The organism is Amycolatopsis sp. FBCC-B4732 (assembly GCF_023008405.1).
Taxonomy (GTDB): domain Bacteria; phylum Actinomycetota; class Actinomycetes; order Mycobacteriales; family Pseudonocardiaceae; genus Amycolatopsis; species Amycolatopsis pretoriensis_A.
Genome location: NZ_CP095376.1, coordinates 893,446 through 913,302 on the forward strand (window position 1 = coordinate 893,446; position 19,857 = coordinate 913,302).

Consider the following 19,857-nt stretch of genomic DNA (forward strand, 5'->3'; position numbering starts at 1 on the left):
CATCGTGCGCTTCGATGACCGTGCGCGCTAACGGGGGTCGCGCTGGAGTCCCTTGTCGGCGACGGTGACGGCGAGCAGCAGCACGCTGATCACGACGAGGGCGATCGCGAGCCGGTGCAGTCCGGCCGAGTCCGCGTGCGGGCCGTAGCAGAGCGCGATGAGCGTCGAAGCGACGATCGCGCCCAGGTACTGGGCCGTGCGGAACAGGCCGCTCGCGGTGCCCATCTGCTCGGCGGGGGCCTCGCGGTAGAGCGTCGTCTGGTTCGCGACGCTGGTCAGGCCCTGCGCCAGGCCGAACAACGCGGCCAGCGCGAGCAGCGCACCGATCCACGTGCCGTCGTGGACGAACAGCAGCAGCGCCGAGCCGCCGGCCAGGGCGACCGCGACGGTGACCAGCCGTGTCTTGAGCCCGGACGCGCGCCCCGAGAACGCCGCCGCGCACACCGCCGTGCCCGACATCGGCAGCAGCATCAGCCCGGCGGCCTCCTCGGACAGGTGCCGCGCGGTCTCGAGCCATTGGACGTAGCCGAACATGATCGCGTAGATCGCCATGAAGCTCAGTGCCTGCCGCAGGTAGGTGCGCAGGATCGCGGTGTTCGCGGCGAGCATCCGGAGGTCGAGGAAGGGCGTGTCGCGCCGCAGTTCGACGAGGGTGAACGCGATCCCGAACGCGGCGACGACGGCGAGCAGCCAGGCGTCGGCACCCGGGTCCATCAGGAAGAACAGCAGCGCCAGCAGCGTCGCGGAGAACAGCGCGATGCCGAGGACGTCGATGCGGGTGGCGGTGCGCGCGCCGCGGTCGTCCTTCGGCACCCACGCCCATGCCAGCACCAGCGACAGCCCGGCGAGCGGGATGTTGACGGCGAAGATCGCGGGCCAGCCGAAGAGGCCGATCAGCACGCCGCCGAGCGTCGGGCCGATCACCATCACCGTCTGCGCGGACATCGAGAGCACCGAAAGGACGCGGGCGGGCACCCCCTGGCCGCTCGCTTCGGCGTGGTGGCGCAGCACGGCCATCGCGGCCGGGAACCCGGCGCACGTGCCCAGGCCGAGCACGACCCGCACGCCCGTCAGCCAGCCCACCGACAGCGGGACCATGCCCGCGATCCCGGCGATGATCACCAGCGTCGCGCCGCCCAGCAGGACGCGGCGGGCGCCGTAGCGGTCCACCAGCAGCCCGACCACCGGCTGCCCGACCGCGGTGGCGAGGTAGAGCGCCGAGATCAGCCAGGCGGTCTGGCCGGGACCGGCGCCGAAGCTCTGCCCGATCGGCACGAGCGCGACGGCGATGAGGGTGGAGTTGATCGGGTTGAGCACCGCGCCGGCCACCAGCGGGGTGACCAGGCGGGCGCCGAACTTGGCGGGTGCGGTGACGGTGGTCGTGAGGAACTCCTTGGTTTTCGCAGGCCGACCGGATTCAGTGCTGGGCGACGCGCTGGAGCAGCGGCAGCGCGCGCGTGACGGCGTCGAGCTCGGCGGGGGACAGCTCGTCCAGCAGCGCCTGGGCCAGCCACTCTTCGCGGTGCTGGAGGATGCCGCGCACGGTGTCGCTGCCGGCCGCGGAGAGGCTGATCACCACGCGCCGCCGGTCGGCGGGATCGGGCGTGCGGGCGAGGTAGCCGAGCTCGTCGAGCACGCCGAGGGTGGCGGCCATGGACTGCTGCCGCACGTGCTCGGCCGCGGCCAGCTCACCCTGCGTCGCAGGTCCTTCGCGGTGCAGCCGGTTGAGCACGGCGGACTGCGACGGCGTGAGGATCCCGGCGTTGTCGACCTGGCGCAGCCGCCGGTGCAACTGCCCGACGACCCCGCGGATCCAGCCGGCGCTCTCGGCCACGTGCGGAGGTACTTCGCCCATGCACACAGTTTAACTGTTCAGTCCAGACTGTGTATCCGGGTGTGACGCACCCCGCTTCCGGGGTGGCGCAGCAGCGCGCCACGAACATCACGCGCCTCACCGGGGGCTGGGTCGAACTACACGGATCTGCGCACCGAGCCGCCTGACCAGGCGATCGGCCGCTCCCGCGGCGGCCAGGCAGGGGACGCACCGATGTTCCCGCATCTCATGCGGTATCTGCGCGTCGCTCGGTTTGGACGCGGGCGAGCCCGCACCCAGCCCGACCCTGTTCGCGGCGACAAGGCCTATTCACCGCGGGCGATCCGCGGGCATCTGCGTGACCGCGGCATCACCGTGGTGATCCCTGAACCTGCCGATCAGGCCGGGTACCGCAAACGCCGGGGTTCCCGGCGGCGGACACCCGCCCGCCTTCGACCCGGTCGACCACCGCGGCCGCAACGTGGTCGAACGACGCTTCAACCTGCTCAAACAGTGGCGTGGCTTGGCAACTCGCTACGACAAGTTGGCCATCGTTTACGGATCGGCGGTCGTCCTGCCTGCCGTGAGCACCTGGGCCAGGGCTTTGTCGGACACGAGCTAGGCGCTGACGCCGAAGAAGACGAACGGGTCTTCGTTGACGCCGATGCCCTGGATCTGGTGCACGATGATCGCCGCGGCGACCAGGCCGACCACGATGAGCAGGGCCAGCACGCCCGGCCAGCGGCTCTCACCCGGCCGCTGGTGCCCGCCCGCGCGCTGCTCGCGCTTGCGGCGTTTCCTGAGGTCCTTCTTGGCGCCCAGCCAGGCGTCGCGCTCGGCGAACTTCTGCCAATCCGGGTTCATCAGGTCCGGGTGCGTCTCGAGGCGCCGGTCGTCCGGATCCTGCGGCTGGTGAGGCTGTGCCATCCCGAGTGCCTTCCCCCTGGGTGACCCGCCGTGACGGGTTCGTAGACTTGTCCATTGTGACCGAGAACGCTCCGCAGCAGACCACCGACCTTCCGGGTGCCTGGGACCCGGCCGCCGAGGAAGCACCGATGTACGACCGCTGGGTAGCGGCCGGGTACTTCACGGCCGACGCCTCGTCGGAGAAGCCGCCGTTCTCGATCGTACTGCCGCCGCCGAACGTGACCGGTTCGCTGCACATGGGCCACGCGCTCAACCACACCCTGATGGACGCGATGAGCCGTCGCCGTCGCATGCAGGGCTACGAGGTGCTGTGGCTGCCGGGTATGGACCACGCGGGCATCGCGACGCAGAACGTCGTCGAGCGCCAGCTGGCCGGCGAGGGCCTTTCCCGCCACGACCTGGGCCGCGAGAAGTTCGTCGAGCGCGTCTGGGAGTGGAAGGCCGAGTACGGCGGCAAGATCCTGGGCCAGATGAAGCGCCTCGGCGACGGCGTCGACTGGTCGCGTGAGCGCTTCACCATGGACGAGAACCTCTCCAAGGCCGTCCAGACGGTGTTCAAGAACTTCTTCGACGAGGGCCTGATCTACCGCGCCGAGCGGATCATCAACTGGTGCCCGCGCTGCCAGACGGCGCTGTCGGACATCGAGGTCGACCACAACGACGACGACGGCGAACTCGTGTCGATCCGCTACGGCGACGGTGACGACGCCATCGTCGTGGCCACGACCCGCGCGGAGACGATGCTGGGCGACACCGCGGTCGCCGTCCACCCGGACGACGAGCGGTACGCGCACCTGGTCGGCACCGAGGTCGAGCTCCCGCTGACCGGGCGCCGCATCCCGATCGTGGCCGACAAGCACGTCGACCCGGAGTTCGGCACGGGCGCGGTCAAGGTGACCCCGGCGCACGACCCGAACGACTTCGAGATCGGCCGCCGCCACGACCTGCCGATGCTCACGGTGATGAACGAGCGCGCCGAGATCACGGTTGCCGGCCCGTTCCAGGGCCTCGACCGGTTCGAGGCGCGGCCCGCGGTGGTCGCGGCGCTGCGCGAGCTCGGCCGGATCGTCGCCGAGAAGCGCCCGTACGTGCACGCGGTCGGCCACTGCTCCCGCTGCGACACGGTCGTCGAGCCGCGGCTGTCGCTCCAGTGGTGGGTCAAGGTCGAGGAGCTGGCCAAGCTGGCCGGCGACGCGGTCCGTGACGGCCGCACGAAGATCCACCCGCCGGAGCTGGGCAAGCGGTACTTCGACTGGGTCGACAACATGCACGACTGGACGATTTCGCGCCAGCTGTGGTGGGGCCACCGCATCCCGGTGTACTACGGCCCGGACGGCGAAGTCGTGTGCGTCGGCCCGGACGAGCAGCCCCCGACGGGTGACGGCTGGACGCAGGACCCGGACGTGCTGGACACGTGGTTCTCGTCGGGCCTGTGGCCGATGTCGACGCTGGGCTGGCCGTCTTCTGCCGAGGACTTGGCGAAGTTCTACCCGACCAGTGTGTTGTCGACGGGCTACGACATCCTGTTCTTCTGGGTCGTCCGGATGATGATGTTCGGCGTGCACCAGATGCAGGGCTCGCAGCCCTTCGACCACGTCTACCTGCACGGGCTCATCCGTGACGCGCAGGGCAAGAAGATGTCGAAGTCGCGCGGCAACGTGATCGACCCGCTGGAGTGGATGGACGCGTACGGCGCGGACGCCACGAGGTTCACCTTGGCCCGCGGCGCGAACCCGGGCGCGGACATGGCACTGGCCGACGAGTGGGCGGCGGGCTCCCGCAACTTCTGCACGAAGCTGTGGAACGCCACGAAGTTCGCGATGATGAACGGCGCTTCGGTCGCTTCGCCGTTGCCTGCGGCGTCTTCGCTGACCGAAGCCGACCGCTGGATCCTGGGCCGGCTCGGTGCTTTGGTGTCCGAAGTGGACGGCCTGTTCGAGGACTTCCAGTTCGCGAAGGTGGCGGGCGCGCTCTACCAGTTCACGTGGAACGAGCTGTGCGACTGGTACCTGGAGCTGGCGAAGGTCCAGCTGTACCAAGGGGATCCCTCGCGGGTGTCCGCGACGCGGTCGGTGCTGGGCCACGTGCTGGACACGGTGCTGCGGCTGCTGCACCCGTTCATCCCGTTCATCACGGAGAAGCTCTGGACGGCCCTGACCGGCGGCGAGTCGCTGGTGGTCGCCGCCTGGCCTTCCGCGCCCGCGGGTTACACGGACTCCGTGGCCGACGCCCGGATCGCGGACGTCCAGAAGCTGGTGACGGAGATCCGCCGCTTCCGAGCGGACCAGGGCCTGAAGCCCGGCCAGAAGGTGGCGTCGCGTTTGGCGGGTTACACGGGCGGCCACGAGGAGGCGGTCCGATCGCTGGTCCGCCTGACGGCGCCGACGGAGGAGTTCGCGGCCAGCGCGTCCCTGGAGGTCGCCCTGTCCGACGGCGTGGTGACGGTGGAGCTGGATTTGTCGGGCACGGTCGACGTCGCGGCTGAGCGCAAGCGCTTGGAGAAGGACCTGGCGGCGGCCCGGAAGGAGCTGACGCAGACGGAAGCGAAGCTGGGCAACGAGGCTTTCATCGCGAAGGCCCCGGAGCAGGTGGTGGACAAGATCAAGCTCCGCAAGCAGACGGCGGTGGCGGACATCGACCGCATCACCGCCCGCCTGGCGGCTCTGCCCGCTTCCTGATTCCCGAGGTCTGAGGCGGCACTTTCCCTATGAAAGTGCCGCCTCAGACCTCACTTTCATAGGGAAAGTGCCGCCTCGGCCGTCACTCGGTCGTCCGCGCTGCCTCGATCAACGCCACCACCTCCGGTGTCACCCGGCGGTCCGACGGGGTCGCCAGGTACGTCGGCATCCGCGGCGAAGGGTCGCGCAGCGGCCGGAACACCACCCCCGGCACCGGCAGCAAGTTGGCGTGCGCCCGGTAGAACACCGTCCACTGCGGACGCCCGAAACCCAACGCTCCCAGCGTGTCCTGGGCCGTCGTGAAATCGGCACCCAGCACCGGCTCGAACCCGGCCTCCCGGCAGCACGAAACGACCAGATCGTGCAACGGCGGGTTCCGGGCACGGGAACTCAACCGCACCGGAAGCGAAGCCAGCGAAGCGAAAGCGACTTCGGATTCAGCCGCCAGCGGGTGCGAAGCAGGCAGCGCCACCAAGACCTCATCCGTCCACAAGGGAGTGAAGTCGAGCCCGGAAGAAGGCCACGAGCCGCGGACGATGGTCGCGGACAGGGACCCGTCCCGGACACGCTGAAGCCGCTGGGCGGTCGGGGCGTGGACCAGCTCCAGGGAAACCGCGGGAGCGAGCCGCGCGAAGGCGCCCAACAGCGCGTCCAGCCGATCCCCGAGGCCTTCGCTCGTGCCCAGGCGCAGCAGCGCGGACGACGTCCGGAACTCCGTCACCGAGTCCGCCGCCCGGTCGGCCGCCGCCAGGACCGCTCGTGCGTGCGGCAGGAACCGCTGGCCCGCTTCCGTCAACGCCACCGCCCGTGTCGTTCGTGAGAACAACGACACCCCCAAACCGCGCTCCAGCCGCCGGATCTGCTGGCTCACCGCCGGCTGGACGATGTGCAGGCGCTCCGCCGCGCGGCCGAAGTGCAGTTCCTCCGCGACCGTCACGAAGTACCTCAGCTGGCGAAGCTCCACGTCAGACCCCATTCATCAGCTTTCGTGATGAGTGTAAGAGCGGACTGCCCATCGAAAAGCGCCGGCCGGGCAACCAGGCTCGAGCCATGCCTCACATCACCGTCGACCACACCCGGCTCCACTACGAAGACGCCGGCAGCGGCCCGGCCCTGCTGTTCCTGCACGGCTGGGGGACCAGCGGCCGCGTCTGGCAGTCGTGCCTGCCCGATCTCGTGCGCGACCACCGCGTCTTCACCCTCGACTGGCGCGGGTGCGGCCGCTCGGACCACCCCGCCGAGGGCAACACCATCGACGGGATCGCCGCGGACCTCGCCGCCGTGATCGAGACGCTCGGGATCAAGCCCACCGTCGTCGGGTCCAGCATCGGCGGGGTCTTCGCCACCGAACTCGCGCTGGGCCGCCCCGAGCTCGTCGAGCAGGTCGTCGCCGTCGACAGCCCGGGCTACTGGCCCAGCACCGGCATGCTCGACAAGGTGCACGACCTGCGGAAACGTCTCGTCGACGACCGGGTCGGCACCCTTGAGGACTGGGTGCCCAACTGGGTCGCGTTCCCGGCGCCGGGGCTCGTCGCGTGGACGATCCGCCAGCTGCTCGACTCCGGCGTCTACATCGACGCGCTGTTCACCGAGGTCACCACCTACGACCCGCGGCCGCGCCTGAAGGACCTGAAGGTCCCGATCACCTACCTGCACGGCGAGCTGGACGCCGAGATCCCCCTGGAGGTCCCGCGCGCTTGCGCCGCCGAAACCGGCGCCAGGGTGCACGTCCTCGCCGGCTGCGGCCACCTCCCGCACCAGGAGAACCCGCGCGCGTTCACCGCCGCCCTCCGCGAAATCATCTGAAGGAGCACGACCAATGCCGAAAGTGATGCTCGGGACCACCGTTGTCCACTACGACCGGACGGGTGAGGGCCCCGCGCTGCTCCTGCTGCACGGCACCGCCGCCTCCCGCGAGCAGTGGGGACCGCTGACGGCGCGGGCGACCGGCTTCACCGTCCTCGCCCCCGACTTCCCCGGCTCGGGGCTGACCACCGACGACGGCGGAGCGATCACCGTCGAAGCTCTCGCCGCCCAGGCCGAAGCCGTGCTGGACCACGCGGGTGCCGAGCGGGCCCACGTCGTCGGGCACTCCCTCGGCGCGGTCGTGGCGGCCCACCTGGCCGGCACCCGCCCGGAGCGCGTCCGGACAGCGGTGCTGCACGCCGCCTGGCCCGCGACGGACACCTGGCAGGACGCCGAGTTCCGGCTCTGGCTGGACCTGCTCGAAACCGGGTCCTTCGCCCGCCTGCTGCCGCTGATGGCCTTCGGCCCGCGCTACTGGGACCAGGCCACCACCGAGAGCAACGAACAGCTCGTCAAGACGCTCGACACGGTGATCCAGCCCGGCGCGGACCGGCAGATCGAGACCGACCGCACCGTCGACCTCCGCCCGGTGCTCGGGAAGATCACCGCGCCGGTGCTGGTGCTCGGCAGCGCGCACGACCGGCTGATCACGGCGGACCAGCAGCGGGAGCTGGTCGCCGCGATCCCGGACGCGCGCGCCGCCGAGATCGACGCGGGGCACGGTGCCCCGGCCGAGCTGCCGGACGAGTTCGCCCGGGTCGTGCTGGAGTACGTGACATCCGGGGGTTCGCCCCGGGGCCGGGGACTCCGCGACCCGGAGCCCCCGAAAGAGTTCGTCAGCGCAGCGTCTTGAGCACCACCGCGGCCACGCCCGCCATCCCGGCCTTGAGCGGGTGGTAGGCGGCGGCCTCGAAGATGTTCTGGTCCTTGCCGTTGATCCACGCCGAACCGCCGCGCGCGCAGGCGTCGTGGCCGCGCGACGGGCCGAAGGTGTCGACGAACTCCGCTCCCTCCGAGTCCGCGGCCTCGGCCAGGGTCCGGTTCAGCGCCTCCTCGACGCTGCTCAGCCACGCGTAGTCGCCGTCCGCGAACGGCAGCACGTCCGGGCAGTAGCCCTTCTCCGGCGCGATCCGCGGGTAGCCGACCACCAGGATCCGCGCGCGCGGCGACCGCTCGTGGATCGCCGCGAGCACCGCCGCCACCCGCGGCCCGGTGTTGTCGATCGCCGAGGTCACGGAGCCGTCGAAGTGCTTCTCGCAGGGGTTGCCGGTCGGGTCGCTCGCCCGCAGGCCGGGGCACGTTCCGATCAGGCTGCCGAACACGCCTTGGTCGTTGCCGCCGATGCCGAGCGTGACCAGGTCGGTGTCGATCCGCAGCGCGCCCAGCTGCGGCGGGTTGGTGCCGTTGAACGGCACGCCCTGCGGCCGGGTCATGTTCGTGGTGTCCGCGCCGGCGCAGCTGACGTCGGTGAACCGCCCGGCGTGCAGGGCCGCGGCCAGCACCGACGGGTAGTTCGCGGTGGACCGCCCGCAGCCGAGCGGGTCGAACCGCTGGACCGGGATGAACGGCCCGGACGTGTAGGAGTCGCCGAGGGCGACGTAGCTGCCGACGGTCGCCGCGGACGCGGCGGTGGCCGACGCCGTCAGCAGGACGGCTGCCGAAAGGACGGCTGTGAGCAGCCGGGGGATGCGCATGAAGACCTCGTTCTCGCTGGCGGAAACGCTCCTTCCACATCTAGCGAGCGCCGGGCGGCCGAGGTGGGGACTTCACCCGCCAGTCGGGTCACCGTCGCCGTGCTCACGGTAAGTGATCAAGGTGCGCCAGAAGAACAGCGACCGGACGGTGCTGCCCGGCAGCAGCCGGGCCGCTTCGCGACGGACCTCGGCCATCGTCGGGAAGTCGTCGGCGACGGGGGCCCGCGGGCCGTCCTCGGGGCCGCCGTTCAGCCGCTCACCGGCGTAGACGACCAGCCGGGCGAGGGCGTTGACCGGCACCGCCGCGACCGCGCGTGCCCAGTCCACCGGCGTGCTGGGCCGCGCCAGGCCGAGCACCACGAGCACCCCGCCGGGCACCAGCGCGCGGCGCAGCTTGGCCAGCGTCTCGAACGGCATGTGGTGCAGCGACGCCAGGCAGGAGATGAAGTCGTAGTGGGCCTCGGGCAGGGCGTCGGTCGTGACGTCGGCCTGCCGGTAGACGATCTCGCCCGGCCCCGGCGAACCCAGCCCGGCCGCCGCTTCGACCATCGCCGCCGACACGTCGACCGCCTCCACCGCCATGCCGGTCGCGGCCAGCCGCCGCGCGAACCGCCCGGTGCCGCACCCGACGTCCAGCGCGATCCCCGGGCCCGGTGGCAGCTGGTCGAGCAGCAGCGGGTGGTAGTGGTCGTTGTGGTTGAACGGCATGCGTCGAGAGTGCCACCGATCGCGCACGTAGACTCGGAAGGCAAGTGCGAAAACCCCAGGCCGGAGGAGATTCAGTGCCGCAGGATGAGACAGGTCGCAAGCCGGACCTGTCGGATCTCGACAGCTTCGCGGGCGTCGACGAGCTGGGTGCCGAAGGGTACGAGGACTCCGACGACCACGACCCGGAGCTGGACGCGCGCGACACCGCGTTCGACGTCGGCGGCGGCTCGCGCGGCGGCATCGGCGGCGTCGGCCAGCTGGGCGACAACCTCGCCACCGGCCCGGTGCCCGACCTCACCGTGCCCGAGGACACCGAGCTGCACGAGCTCGACGACCAGGGCGAGCCCGAGGTCCACGGCAGCCCGGACGGCCCCGAGGCCCGCCGCGAGCTGATGGCCGTCGAGGCCGAGCTGAACCAGCGCTGGCCGGAGACGAAGATCGAGCCGTCGCTGACCCGGATCTCCGCGCTGACGCAGCTGCTGGGCGAGCCGAACCGCGGCTACCCGGTGCTGCACATCGCCGGCACGAACGGCAAGGGCTCCACGGCCCGGATGATCGACGCGCTGCTGACCCGGATGGGCCTGCGCGTCGGCCGCTACACGAGCCCGCACCTGCAGCTGGTCACCGAGCGGATCGCGCTCGACGGCCACCCGATCTCCGCCGCCCGCTACGCCGAGCTGTGGCACGACATCGCGCCCTACGTGTCCATGGTGGACGGCGCGAGCGCGGACGGCGTCGCGATGAGCAAGTTCGAGATCCTCACCGGGATGGCGTTCGCCGCGTTCGCCGACGCGCCGGTCGAGGCCGCCGTGCTCGAAGCGGGCATGGGCGGGGCCTGGGACGCCACGAACGTCGCCGACGCCGAAGTCGCCGTGATCACCCCGATCGGCCTCGACCACGTCGAGTACCTGGGGCCCGACGCGGTGAGCGCGGCGCGCGAAAAGGCGGGCATCATCAAGGCCGGCTCGGTCGCGGTCATCGCCGAGCAGGACCCCGAGGTGCAGAAGGTGCTGCTCGACCGCGCCGTCGAGGTCGACGCCGCGGTCGCGCGCGCCGGCAGTGAGTTCGGCGTGCTGGAGCGCGAGGTCGCCGTCGGCGGGCAGCTGCTGAAGCTGCAGGGCCTCGGCGGGGTCTACGACGACGTCTTCCTGCCGCTGCACGGCGCCCACCAGGCCGCGAACGCCGCACTGGCGCTGGCCGCGGTCGAGGCGTTCTTCGGCGCGGGCAAGGACCGGCAGCTGGTCGTCGAGGCCGTGCGCGAGGCGTTCGCCGAGGTCGAGACGCCGGGACGGCTGGAGCGGGTCCGCGCGGCCCCCGCCGTGATGATCGACGCCGCCCACAACCCGCACGGCGCCCGCGCGCTCGCGACGACCGTGGCCGAGGAGTTCGCCTTCCGCCGCCTGGTCGCGGTGGTCGGCGTGATGGCCGAAAAGGACGCCCGCGGCATCCTCGACGCGCTCGAGCCGGTGGTGTCGGACGTCGTCGTCACGCGCAACTCGTCGCCGCGCTCGATGCCGCTGGAGGAGCTCAACGAGCTCGCGATCTCGGTGTTCGGCGAGGACCGGGTGGTCGCCGAGACCGACCTGGAAACGGCGATCGAGACGGCGATCGCGCTGGTGGAGACCAGCGACGACCCCGAGGAGCCGCTCGCGGGCGGCGGCGTGCTGGTCACCGGCTCGGTGGTCACCGCCGGCGAAACGCGCACCCTGTTCGGGAAGGAGCCGGCGTGAGCGAGCCGACCGAAGCCCCCAAGCCGAAGGACCCGATGAAGGGCTTCCGCGGCGTGATGTCGGGGACCCTGATCATGGAGGGCATCACGGTCGCCCTCGCGCTCCCGGTGGTGAACAAGCTCGGCGGCGGGATCAGCACCGGCGTCGGCTGGACGGTCATCGCGGTGGCCGTGCTGCTGGTCGTGACCTGCGGGTTCGTCAAGCGCCCGTGGGCGGTGCCGCTGATCCTCGCGCTGCAGGTGGTGCTGATCGCGCTGGTGTTCTGGCTGCCCGCGATCACCGTGCTCGGCGTGATCTTCCTGGCGATCTGGCTGTGGCTGCTGTGGCTGCGCAAGGACGTCGCCCGCCGGATGGCGGCCGGCACCCTGGCGAGCCAGCAGCAGCCCCAGGCCTGATCGCCTACAGGTAGTCGCCGTTCGCGACGTCGTCGAGCAGCGACGCGTGGCGGGGTGACCAGCCGAGCAGCTCCCGCGTGAGCGTGCTGGAGACGGGCGCGTCGAGCCCGTAGGCCCGGGCGATGAACGGGCTGACGAAGTGCCCGGCGGCCTCGTCCGGGCTCAGCGAGACCACGGGCACGTCCAGCCCGCGCCCGACCGTCTCCGCGATGCTCCGGAACGGCACGTTCTCGGCGGTCGCGTGCAGCACGCTGCCCGCCGGAGCGCCTTCCAGGGCCAGCCGGAAGACGACCGCCGCGTCGAGCCGGTGCACCGCGGGCCACCGGTTGGTGCCGTCGCCGACGTAGGCCGACTGCCCGCTCTTGCGCGCGGTGTCCACGAGCCAGGCGATGAACCCGTGGTCACCGGGACCGTGGACGGTCGGCGCGAGCCGGACCACGCTCGCCCGCACGCCCTGCGCGGCGAAGTCCAGGCAGGCCCGCTCGCCCGCGATCCGGAAGGCGGCGAGCCCGGCCGCGTCGGGCTCGTCCCGCTCGGTGCTCTCCCGCCCGGCGGGCATGACCAGCGTGCCGGACGTGCTCACGAACGGCTTGCCCGAACCCACCAGGACCGCACCGAGCGCCTCGATCGCGGTCCGGTCGCGGCGGGTCATGTCGGCCAGATCGCTGAAGTCGCCGCCGAAGGCCATGTGCAGCACGGCGTCGGCGGCTTCGGCGCCGGCGCGCAGGCTGTCGAGGTCCTCCAGCGAGCCCTGGTGCGGGGTGGCGCCCAGCGACTCGAGCCGGGCGGCGGCAGCGTCCGAGCGCGCGAGGCCGGTGACGGTGTGGCCGGCGGCGATCAGCTCGGTGACGACGGCGGGTCCGGTGAGGCCGGAACCGCCGGTGACGAAGACGTGCATGGGGACAACTCCCGGGGTAGCGACAGTGACTGACACTACGAACTGTACCGCGTAGTGTCAGTCGCTGTCGCTACCGGTAGGCTGACGTCGTGCCACGCAGCGGAGAAGAAGCGCGCCGCCGCCTTCAGCAGGCGGCGCTGGAGCTGTACCGGGAACGCGGGTTCGACCAGACCACGACGGCCGAGATCGCGGCCCGGGCCGGCGTCACCGAGCGCACGTTCTTCCGGCACTTCCCGGACAAGCGCGAAGTGCTCTTCGACGGCGAAGCCACGCTGCGGGCCGAACTCGTCGCGTCGGTCGCCGAGGCGCCCGACGGGCTGCCGCCCCTCGAAGTCCTGATCCGCGCCTTCCGGAAGTCCGGGCGGATCCTGGAGAGCAACCGGCCGTTCGCCGAACCGCGGCTCGCGGTCATCGCGGCGACCCCGGCGTTGCGGGAGCGCGACCTGGCCAAGGCCGCGGCGATGAGCGACGCACTGGCGGCGGCGCTGCGGGCCCGGGGAGTCGCCGACCGGCCGGCCGCGCTCGCCGCGTACATCGGCTGGATCACCTTCCACCACGCGGCCGCAGCGTGGATCGGGGAATCCGCGCGCGGTCTCGACGAGCACCTCGACGAGGCCTTCGCCGATCTGCGCGCGTTGGCGGCGGAGGCGGACGGCTGAGCGCCCGCCTCCGCCGGCAGCTCAGCGCAGCACGACGATCCGCAGCGCGGGGGAGCGCAGGATGTCGGCTTCGCAGAAGCGTCCCTTCACCCACTCGCCGCGGCTGTAGAGCTTCGTCTGGTCGCTGAAGTACGGCGACTTCGGGTTCGCCGACTGCGAGTACGTCAGCAGCGTCGACGAGTCCGGGCACGCGTGCCCGCCGAACCCGACCACCTGGATGTAGCTCGAGCCGTGCGCCACCTCGACGTTGCCGCGCGCCGGGTCCCACACCGGCGTCATCACGTTCAGCACGCCGAGGAAGCCTTGCCCGCCGTGGATCGGGATGCGCTCGCCGTTGCGGGTGACGGCCTGGCCGTCCCGCAGCTTCGCGTCCGGCGGGAGACCGGCCTTGCGCAGGTCCACCAGCGCGTCGCCGAACGCCTTCTGCACAGCGGCGTTCGCCGTGTTGAGTGTGTTCGGCGTGGTCAGCGGTGCCTTCGGGTCGAACGGCACCGAGAACCGGTCCACGCCGCCGAGCCGGGCGGCGAACCGCTGGAACAGCAGCGAGCCGCGGGTGTCCAGGGTGAACGTGTGGTCCCAGTTCGCCAGCGCGGTGCACGCCGGACCGACCGGCACCGGACCGGACGACGACGGCGCCTGCCCGCCCGGGAAGGACGCGCACAGCTTCACCAGGTCCGCCGCCGTCAGGTCGGCGAACAGGCTGTGGTCGGCGAAGAGCATCTTCTTCGTCGAGTCGGTCGTGAAGCCGCCCTTTTCGGCCGTGAGCAACGCTTCCCGCGTGCGCGGCGAGCGCTCGGTGCCGATGTCTCCGACGATGTGCGGGTACCCCGTGATCGGCGCTTTCGCGTTCGCGAGCCAGGCGCTGTCGTTGGCGTTCAGCTCGTAGTCACGGCTCTGCTGCCGCGGCAGCCGCGACGGCGCGAAGATGCCCGGTTCGAGCGCGCCGGGGTCGGAACCCCATTGGCACGACGACTTCGAACCGTCCAAAATGGCCAGTCCGACCTGCTCGAACGTCCCCTGCCCCAACGGGGTGCCGCACGCCTTCGCCTGCTCGTCGGTGACGTGCGGGACCACCTGGATGTCGGCGTAGAGCGCGTTGCCGGCCCGGTCGGTGGCGATGGTGTTGACCCACGGGACGCCCTGGGTGCGGCTCAGCGCGCGGACGACGTCGGCCGTGCTGCGGGACTGGTCGAGCTCGAACCACGTGTTCAGCCCGCGCAGGTTCGTCGCGTTGGCGTCGCGCACCGCGTACGCCGACTTCGCCGTCCACGGCAGCGGGATGCCCTGGAAGTCGGCCATCACCGGCCCGTAGCGCGTCGACCAGAACGTCTGCCGGACCGGCTTCACCGAGCCGTCGGCCTGGCGCACCTGGACCGTGACGTCGGCCGACGTCATCTTCTCCGGCTTGCCGTCGACGAGGTACGTCGTCGGGTCGCCCGCCTGCAGCGGCACCTCGAAGAGACCGAACGTCACCGGCGTCGACACCGTGTGCGTCCAGGCCGCGTCCGCGGTGTGCCCGATCTGGACGAACGGCATGCCGAGCAGGCTCGCGCCGGCGACGTCGAACCGGCCCGGGATGGTCAGCTGGCTCTGCCAGAACCGCCGCCCGGCCTGCCACGGGTAGTGCGGGTTGCCGAGCAGCACGCTGCCCCGGCCCGACGCGGTCGAGTCCGCGCCGATCGCGAGGCCGTTGCTGCCCAGCCCGCTCCCGCCGAGCGCCTTCCGCACCTGGTCGGAGAGCTGCCCGGCGGTGCCAGGGGCCGGCGCCGGTGTGGTGCCGGACGGCGGTGCGGTGAACAGGCTTTCGGTGACCACGCCCTGCCCGCCGGTGATCGCGATGGCGTAGAAGTGCCGGTAGAAGTCCTGCTCGGTGATGGGCCGGACCCAGTCCGCGCCGCGGCACGCCGGGTCCGAGATCCCGGATTTGCCGGTGCGCGCCAGGAAGGCGTTGAAGCCCTTCACATAGCCGGAAACGATCTGCCGGACCTCGGGCCGCGGCCCCTGCGGCGCGGGCTGCGCGGCCAGCCTGTCGACGATCCCCGAGTCGTTGATCCGCTGGAAGAACAGGTCGCTGTGCAGGTTGTTCGCCGCCTCGGACAACGACGGGTAGCCGTCGCCGCCCGGGCCCAGGTACTTCGACCGCTGCGCGCTCACCGTCAGGTAGATGTTCGCGAGCTCGCAGACGTTGTCGGTCGCCGCCGCGAAGCCGTACCCGTAGCCCAGGCCGGCGAAGTCCTTCGCGACGATGTGCGGGATGCCGTGTTCGGTGTAGCGGAGGACGGCCTTGCCGCCGCTTTCCTGGCCCGCTTCCGCGATGCCGGTCCCCAGTGTGGTGATGGTGAGTGCCGCTGTCAGAACCGCCAGGGTTTTCCTGAATGGTCTCATCTGACCCCCTTGTCGTGATCGCCACGCTACCGACGGCGAGCACCGCCGGGGATGGGGGAAACCCCTGATATCCGTTCACCCGCGCGCAAACCCGCGTTGGCCGGGGCGGGATAGAAACCGCGCATGACCGAACCGACCCACCACTCCCGCCGCACCCTGCTCAAGGCCGGTCTCACCGGCGCCGCCGCCACGCTCGTGCTGCCGTCGACGGCCTTCGCCGCGGTCCCGCTCGTCCGCCGCGACCGGCCCGTGCTGACCCACGGCGTCTCCTCCGGCGACGTCACCCCCGGCTCGGCGATCGTCTGGTCGCGCGCGGACCGCCCGTCGCGGCTCGCCGTCGAGATCGCGCGCGACCCGTCCTTCCGGCACGCCCGGCGGGTGCCCGGCCCCCTCGCCGGCCCGGCCACCGGGGGCACCGGGCAGGTCCGCGTCGCCGCCCTGCGGCCCGGCACGGAGTACCACTACCGCGTGACGGCGGAGTCCCTCGACGGGCGCGCCACGAGCGAGCCGCTGACCGGCCGGTTCGCCACGGCGCCGGTGGGCCGCCGCGACACCCGCATCGTCTGGTCCGGCGACGTCGTCGGCCAGAACTGGGGCATCAACCCGGACCTGGGCGGGATGACGATCTTCTCGGCGATGGCCGCGCGGAACCCGGACCTCTTCCTGCACAGCGGCGACACGGTGTACGCGGACGGCCCGCTGACCGAAACCGTGGCCCTGCCCGGCGGCCGGACGTGGCGCAACGTCGTCACGGCGGAGAAGTCGAAGGTCGCCGAGACGCTCGACGAGTTCCGCGGCCAGCACGCGTACAACCGGCTCGACGAGAACTTCCGCCGCTTCGCCGCGCAGGTGCCCGCCTACGTCCAGTGGGACGACCGCCAAGTATGTCAACCAACAACAGTCTAACAGGGGCTCTACCTGCGCGAACTCTTTTGAGTGCCGCGAACCTAACTCGCTTCGAGGCCGTATCTACCATCTCGACATGAGCCTTTGGACCCCGGACGGAGCAGACCTCGGCGATGGTGCGCCCCCCAAACCTGATCCGCGAATGATCAACTTCGCAGGTTTGAACGGGCCCGCGCACGCTGGGTTCCACGAGCTGCGTCGACAGGCCTCCGCGTGGCCTACCACTGACTCAACCCCCCAAGGTGCTGCCGAACTGCTCGCAGCAAGCCGTGACCTCTTCGTCCAGGGCTACTACGCGTATGCCTTATTTGCCGTCGGCGGCACGTGGTCTATCTTCGCAGTAGAAGTAGCCTTACGCGCGAAGCTCGGTGCAGACGAGAAGAAGTCCTTTGCTGAACTCGTGAAGACAGCAGAAAAGCAGAACCTTCTCCCAAACGCGGGATGGGAGAACGAGCGTCTCGACGCAGGTCGAAAGCTGCGAAACAACACAGTCCACGGGACCGGCCAAGAGCTATGGACGCCCGCCATGTCACGCACGGTGATTGGAGCCTCGCACGAGGCCGTTGCCGCGCTGTTTTCCGAGAAATAGATCACTGCGCAGCGCGTTTCATGTTCCGCCAGTGAGTGTGTTCAGAGTTTCTTTTCCCTGTGTAAGGCTGCCCTGCGGGTCCGCGCCGCTATCGGCTGGCACGCGCGGGGCCCGCCTTTGGCAACCGTAGGTCATTGGGCAAGCTATCCGTCATGGGTTTCCTTTCACTTGAGAGTGCCCGGTTGTCTGCACTGAGCACCAGGCGCATTGGTTAGAGTACCCAACGAAAGTTTGACTAGAATCTCCTCGGCTGTCGTTTGCGCGAAAAGTTCGACGAACTGAGGGGCATTATTGTCAAATGACTCGTATCGGGCATCTCTGGCCAGTTCAACGGCGGGTGGTGTGCAAAGTTGATGTGAAGAGTGCCCTCGCAATCAAGATCGCAGCATCCATCTCCGTATATCGATGGCAGTTGGTTTCCTAGATTGGAGCTAATCTCTGAATTAGTTATGAAGTAGGCCATTGGGAAAAACTTGATAAGGTCACCGAGGACAGCTCCGTCCCTTTCGGTCTCTACCGAAGCAACTCCGCTGATTATGACCATATCTTCGCTCGGATATGGCCAATAGTATAGTCTTAACGATTCGGGAAGTGGTCGACTCTCGTCGAGAAAGTAATTTCGAAGATCATCGTACCAGCCGCCGTGCTGTGGCACGGGCTTGCTGCGATCGCGCGAGTCGTCTGACGCAAGCAAGTGGCCGATGAGGCTTCGCATCAGGAAATGAGTTCGGACGGTGATCCGCAGTTTGCCCGGCACGTGTAGACCGAGACCGAAGTGAGCCCTCGCAAGCTGGTTCACTTGTCGTGAGACTCTGTTCAATTCAAGGTCGTAGCGCGCTCCTAGGCGCTCATTGTTGCAATCTGCACATATCGTTTGGAACTTAACTCCATTTGGAGATCTTCGGGGGTATTTTGGATGCGAATTCTCCTTGGAGCCAAAAAAATCAACTGAGCTGCCTCTTGATTTAAGATAATCCATCTGTTGGGCGAAATTTCTAATCTCAACGGCGGTGATGCGAGTGCTGCCTTTGGGTGGTACATGGTCCCATGTAAGGGGCCCATGCTCGTTGCAAATATTACAATAGCCAACTCTTTGGCTATTGTGACCGTGTCGCTTAGCTTTGTTGCCCATACCTACACCTTCATAATCGAAGCGCGCTTCGTGTGCCGTGTTGCACTTTAGGTGCATCACGTGAGCGACGCAATGTCAATTTTAAGGATCTCGGAGGGTATCGCGCACATCAACAAACACAAGATAACACGCTCTACCTGCGAGAACGTCGGGGCATCTGTCCAGGCGTCACCGGGCGGGCAGGCGCATACACGAGAGCCGCCCGGCAACCGTCAAAGCAGTGGCCGGGCGGCTCGACTGTACAAGGGTTCCGCTTGGTCGCCGCAGGTGCAGCGGCGTCGCGCGGGTGTACTCGACTGTTGGCTAGCGGAGCGGCAATTGGTCAATGGCAGCGGCAATCATCAGCATGGAATCGGAATCGCTGGCCGCTTTTGCTCGTATCGCTTCTGTTGTCGCCAGGTAACGCCGGGCATTCTGTGTCTCCGCGTCGTAAACGACCCCATGAAGGTTCTGGTGAACAATCGTCGTCACGCCTGTCCTGGCCGACTCGTAAACCGAGAACGGCGGTACGACGTTGGCAGAGGCGTCGCCGCGAACAACGCGTACCTTTATATGATGGAGTTTGTCGACTTTTTGTAGGTAATGCAATTGGTCGAGCATTACATGTGGCGAACTGGCAGCACTTCGCAAGGCGGATTCGCTCAGGAAGAAGGTAAAAACTCCCGGGACATTACCGTCGACAATGTTCGGCCGCGCCGCACAGGCGAGGGAGTGACGACTCACCTCATCTTCGCCAAGGATGCCGTTTTCCAAGATTGCCTGAGTGTAACCGGCAGTTTGGAGCCGATTCGCGATGAGGGTGGGTGACCATTCGAAATTCTCGTCGCGGTCATCTCATAGTGCCAAAGCAACGGACTGGCAATGTCCGAGACGGGTTCGATGAGTGTTGGTCCGTCAGTCTGGCGAAAAATCGCAATTATCTCGTCGTATTCCGCCTTCTTGACCTGAAGGCAGCCGAGCAGGCGTGCGACGTCTTCAAGCTTAGGGGCGCGCACCCCGAGTTCCTATGCGGACAGTACGCCAGGGTGAATCCCTGCTCTGTAGGCGAGGACTCGCAATGAAATTCTCCTCGCCATCCGTGTGCGGCGAAGCGCGATGCCAAGTGCGAATACGCCTGGCCAGCCAGGCTTTGTGAAGTTCTGTCCTGAATTCAATCCAGTCAAAGTTGCTCCCATTACTGCCACCGCTCAGGCAGTGGCCGTGAAGGTCGAAATCGTGGCCAAAAGGCGTTCACTATGAGCTGGGCGGCCGCAAAGTCCACTTCCGTCATCGGTTCGCCGGGCTTGCGTTCTTGTGAAATTCTCAGGAATGCGTCATCGAGTGGCGACTTTCGTTCGGTCTCTTCCACCTCACTCGCCGCCCGAGCTGGCTGGGAGCGCAAGGCGTGTTTCGCTTGGCAGCTCGGGTGTAGGGTTGGGCGTCCGCCGTAAGCACGACTCGCAGGGCAAGCCCTTCGGGTGGTCGATCAATTCCAATTGGCCGGGACTGAAAGACGCCGTGCACAGTGCGACCAGGTGATCAGGAGGAAGGCCCTGCT

At 69.1% G+C, this 19,857-nt stretch carries 16 protein-coding genes and 2 pseudogenes; 9 read left to right on the plus strand and 9 right to left on the minus strand.

The window, feature by feature from the left end:
• Positions 1 to 27 precede the first annotated feature (27 nt).
• Complete coding sequence (locus MUY14_RS03245; RefSeq protein ID WP_247020626.1) at positions 28 to 1,329, minus strand: MFS transporter; 1,302 nt, start codon at positions 1,327 to 1,329, stop codon at positions 28 to 30.
• Positions 1,330 to 1,417: 88 nt separating this feature from the next.
• A complete protein-coding gene (locus MUY14_RS03250; RefSeq protein ID WP_247020628.1) occupies positions 1,418 to 1,855 on the minus strand; it encodes a MarR family winged helix-turn-helix transcriptional regulator in 438 nt (145 codons plus the stop codon).
• A gap of 355 nt (positions 1,856 to 2,210) precedes the next feature.
• On the opposite strand from MUY14_RS03250, the gene MUY14_RS47210 reads away from it, so the two are divergent.
• Entirely contained in the window at positions 2,211 to 2,435 is a 225-nt protein-coding gene (locus tag MUY14_RS47210) for a transposase (RefSeq protein ID WP_396126837.1), read from the plus strand.
• Here MUY14_RS47210 and MUY14_RS03255 read toward each other — a convergent pair.
• Complete coding sequence (locus MUY14_RS03255; protein ID WP_247020630.1) at positions 2,432 to 2,740, minus strand: hypothetical protein; 309 nt, start codon at positions 2,738 to 2,740, stop codon at positions 2,432 to 2,434. The genes MUY14_RS47210 and MUY14_RS03255 overlap by 4 nt on opposite strands.
• Before the next feature lie 56 nt (positions 2,741 to 2,796).
• Here MUY14_RS03255 and MUY14_RS03260 point away from each other — a divergent pair, with 56 nt between their 5' ends.
• A complete protein-coding gene (locus MUY14_RS03260; protein WP_247020633.1) occupies positions 2,797 to 5,418 on the plus strand; it encodes a valine--tRNA ligase in 2,622 nt (873 codons plus the stop codon).
• Between the two features lie 82 nt (positions 5,419 to 5,500).
• Here the strand turns inward: MUY14_RS03260 and MUY14_RS03265 are convergent, their stop codons facing one another.
• Complete coding sequence (locus MUY14_RS03265; protein WP_247020635.1) at positions 5,501 to 6,394, minus strand: LysR family transcriptional regulator; 894 nt, start codon at positions 6,392 to 6,394, stop codon at positions 5,501 to 5,503.
• A 74-nt stretch (positions 6,395 to 6,468) separates the two neighbouring features.
• On the opposite strand from MUY14_RS03265, the gene MUY14_RS03270 reads away from it, so the two are divergent.
• Positions 6,469 to 7,224: an alpha/beta fold hydrolase gene (locus MUY14_RS03270; RefSeq protein WP_247020637.1), complete on the plus strand. Its 756-nt coding sequence runs from the start codon at positions 6,469 to 6,471 to the stop codon at positions 7,222 to 7,224.
• 13 nt (positions 7,225 to 7,237) lie between these two features.
• Positions 7,238 to 8,077 carry an alpha/beta fold hydrolase gene (locus tag MUY14_RS03275; protein WP_247020639.1) on the plus strand — a complete coding sequence of 280 codons (840 nt, stop codon included), beginning with the start codon at positions 7,238 to 7,240 and terminating at the stop codon, positions 8,075 to 8,077.
• Here the strand turns inward: MUY14_RS03275 and MUY14_RS03280 are convergent.
• Positions 8,061 to 8,918, minus strand: coding sequence for an SGNH/GDSL hydrolase family protein (locus MUY14_RS03280; protein ID WP_247020641.1), 858 nt, complete (start codon positions 8,916 to 8,918; stop codon positions 8,061 to 8,063). The two genes, MUY14_RS03275 and MUY14_RS03280, sit on opposite strands and share 17 nt — an antisense overlap.
• Positions 8,919 to 8,990: 72 nt before the next feature.
• Entirely contained in the window at positions 8,991 to 9,626 is a 636-nt protein-coding gene (locus MUY14_RS03285) for a bifunctional 2-polyprenyl-6-hydroxyphenol methylase/3-demethylubiquinol 3-O-methyltransferase UbiG (protein ID WP_247020643.1), read from the minus strand.
• Between the two features lie 74 nt (positions 9,627 to 9,700).
• On the opposite strand from MUY14_RS03285, the gene MUY14_RS03290 reads away from it, so the two are divergent.
• Complete coding sequence (locus MUY14_RS03290; protein ID WP_247020645.1) at positions 9,701 to 11,356, plus strand: folylpolyglutamate synthase/dihydrofolate synthase family protein; 1,656 nt, start codon at positions 9,701 to 9,703, stop codon at positions 11,354 to 11,356.
• A 35-nt stretch (positions 11,357 to 11,391) separates the two neighbouring features.
• Complete coding sequence (locus MUY14_RS03295) at positions 11,392 to 11,751, plus strand: DUF4233 domain-containing protein (protein ID WP_396126838.1); 360 nt, start codon at positions 11,392 to 11,394, stop codon at positions 11,749 to 11,751.
• A gap of 4 nt (positions 11,752 to 11,755) precedes the next feature.
• Here MUY14_RS03295 and MUY14_RS03300 read toward each other — a convergent pair whose 3' ends face one another.
• Positions 11,756 to 12,649 carry an SDR family oxidoreductase gene (locus MUY14_RS03300; RefSeq protein ID WP_247020648.1) on the minus strand — a complete coding sequence of 298 codons (894 nt, stop codon included), beginning with the start codon at positions 12,647 to 12,649 and terminating at the stop codon, positions 11,756 to 11,758.
• Between the two features lie 89 nt (positions 12,650 to 12,738).
• Here MUY14_RS03300 and MUY14_RS03305 point away from each other — a divergent pair, with 89 nt between their 5' ends.
• A complete protein-coding gene (locus MUY14_RS03305) occupies positions 12,739 to 13,308 on the plus strand; it encodes a TetR family transcriptional regulator (RefSeq protein ID WP_247020650.1) in 570 nt (189 codons plus the stop codon).
• A 21-nt stretch (positions 13,309 to 13,329) separates the two neighbouring features.
• On the opposite strand, the gene MUY14_RS03310 is transcribed toward MUY14_RS03305, so the two are convergent.
• Positions 13,330 to 15,693, minus strand: coding sequence for a penicillin acylase family protein (locus MUY14_RS03310; RefSeq protein WP_247020652.1), 2,364 nt, complete (start codon positions 15,691 to 15,693; stop codon positions 13,330 to 13,332).
• Positions 15,694 to 15,816: 123 nt separating this feature from the next.
• Between MUY14_RS03310 and MUY14_RS03315 the strand changes: the two are divergent.
• Positions 15,817 to 16,578 (plus strand): annotated as a pseudogene (locus tag MUY14_RS03315) (alkaline phosphatase D family protein); the annotation flags it as partial.
• Between the two features lie 97 nt (positions 16,579 to 16,675).
• Positions 16,676 to 17,188 carry a hypothetical protein gene (locus MUY14_RS03320; RefSeq protein WP_247020654.1) on the plus strand — a complete coding sequence of 171 codons (513 nt, stop codon included), beginning with the start codon at positions 16,676 to 16,678 and terminating at the stop codon, positions 17,186 to 17,188.
• A 1,435-nt stretch (positions 17,189 to 18,623) separates the two neighbouring features.
• Here the strand turns inward: MUY14_RS03320 and MUY14_RS03325 are convergent.
• Positions 18,624 to 19,121, minus strand: a pseudogene (locus MUY14_RS03325) (Scr1 family TA system antitoxin-like transcriptional regulator); the annotation flags it as partial.
• Positions 19,122 to 19,857: the final 736 nt, after the last annotated feature.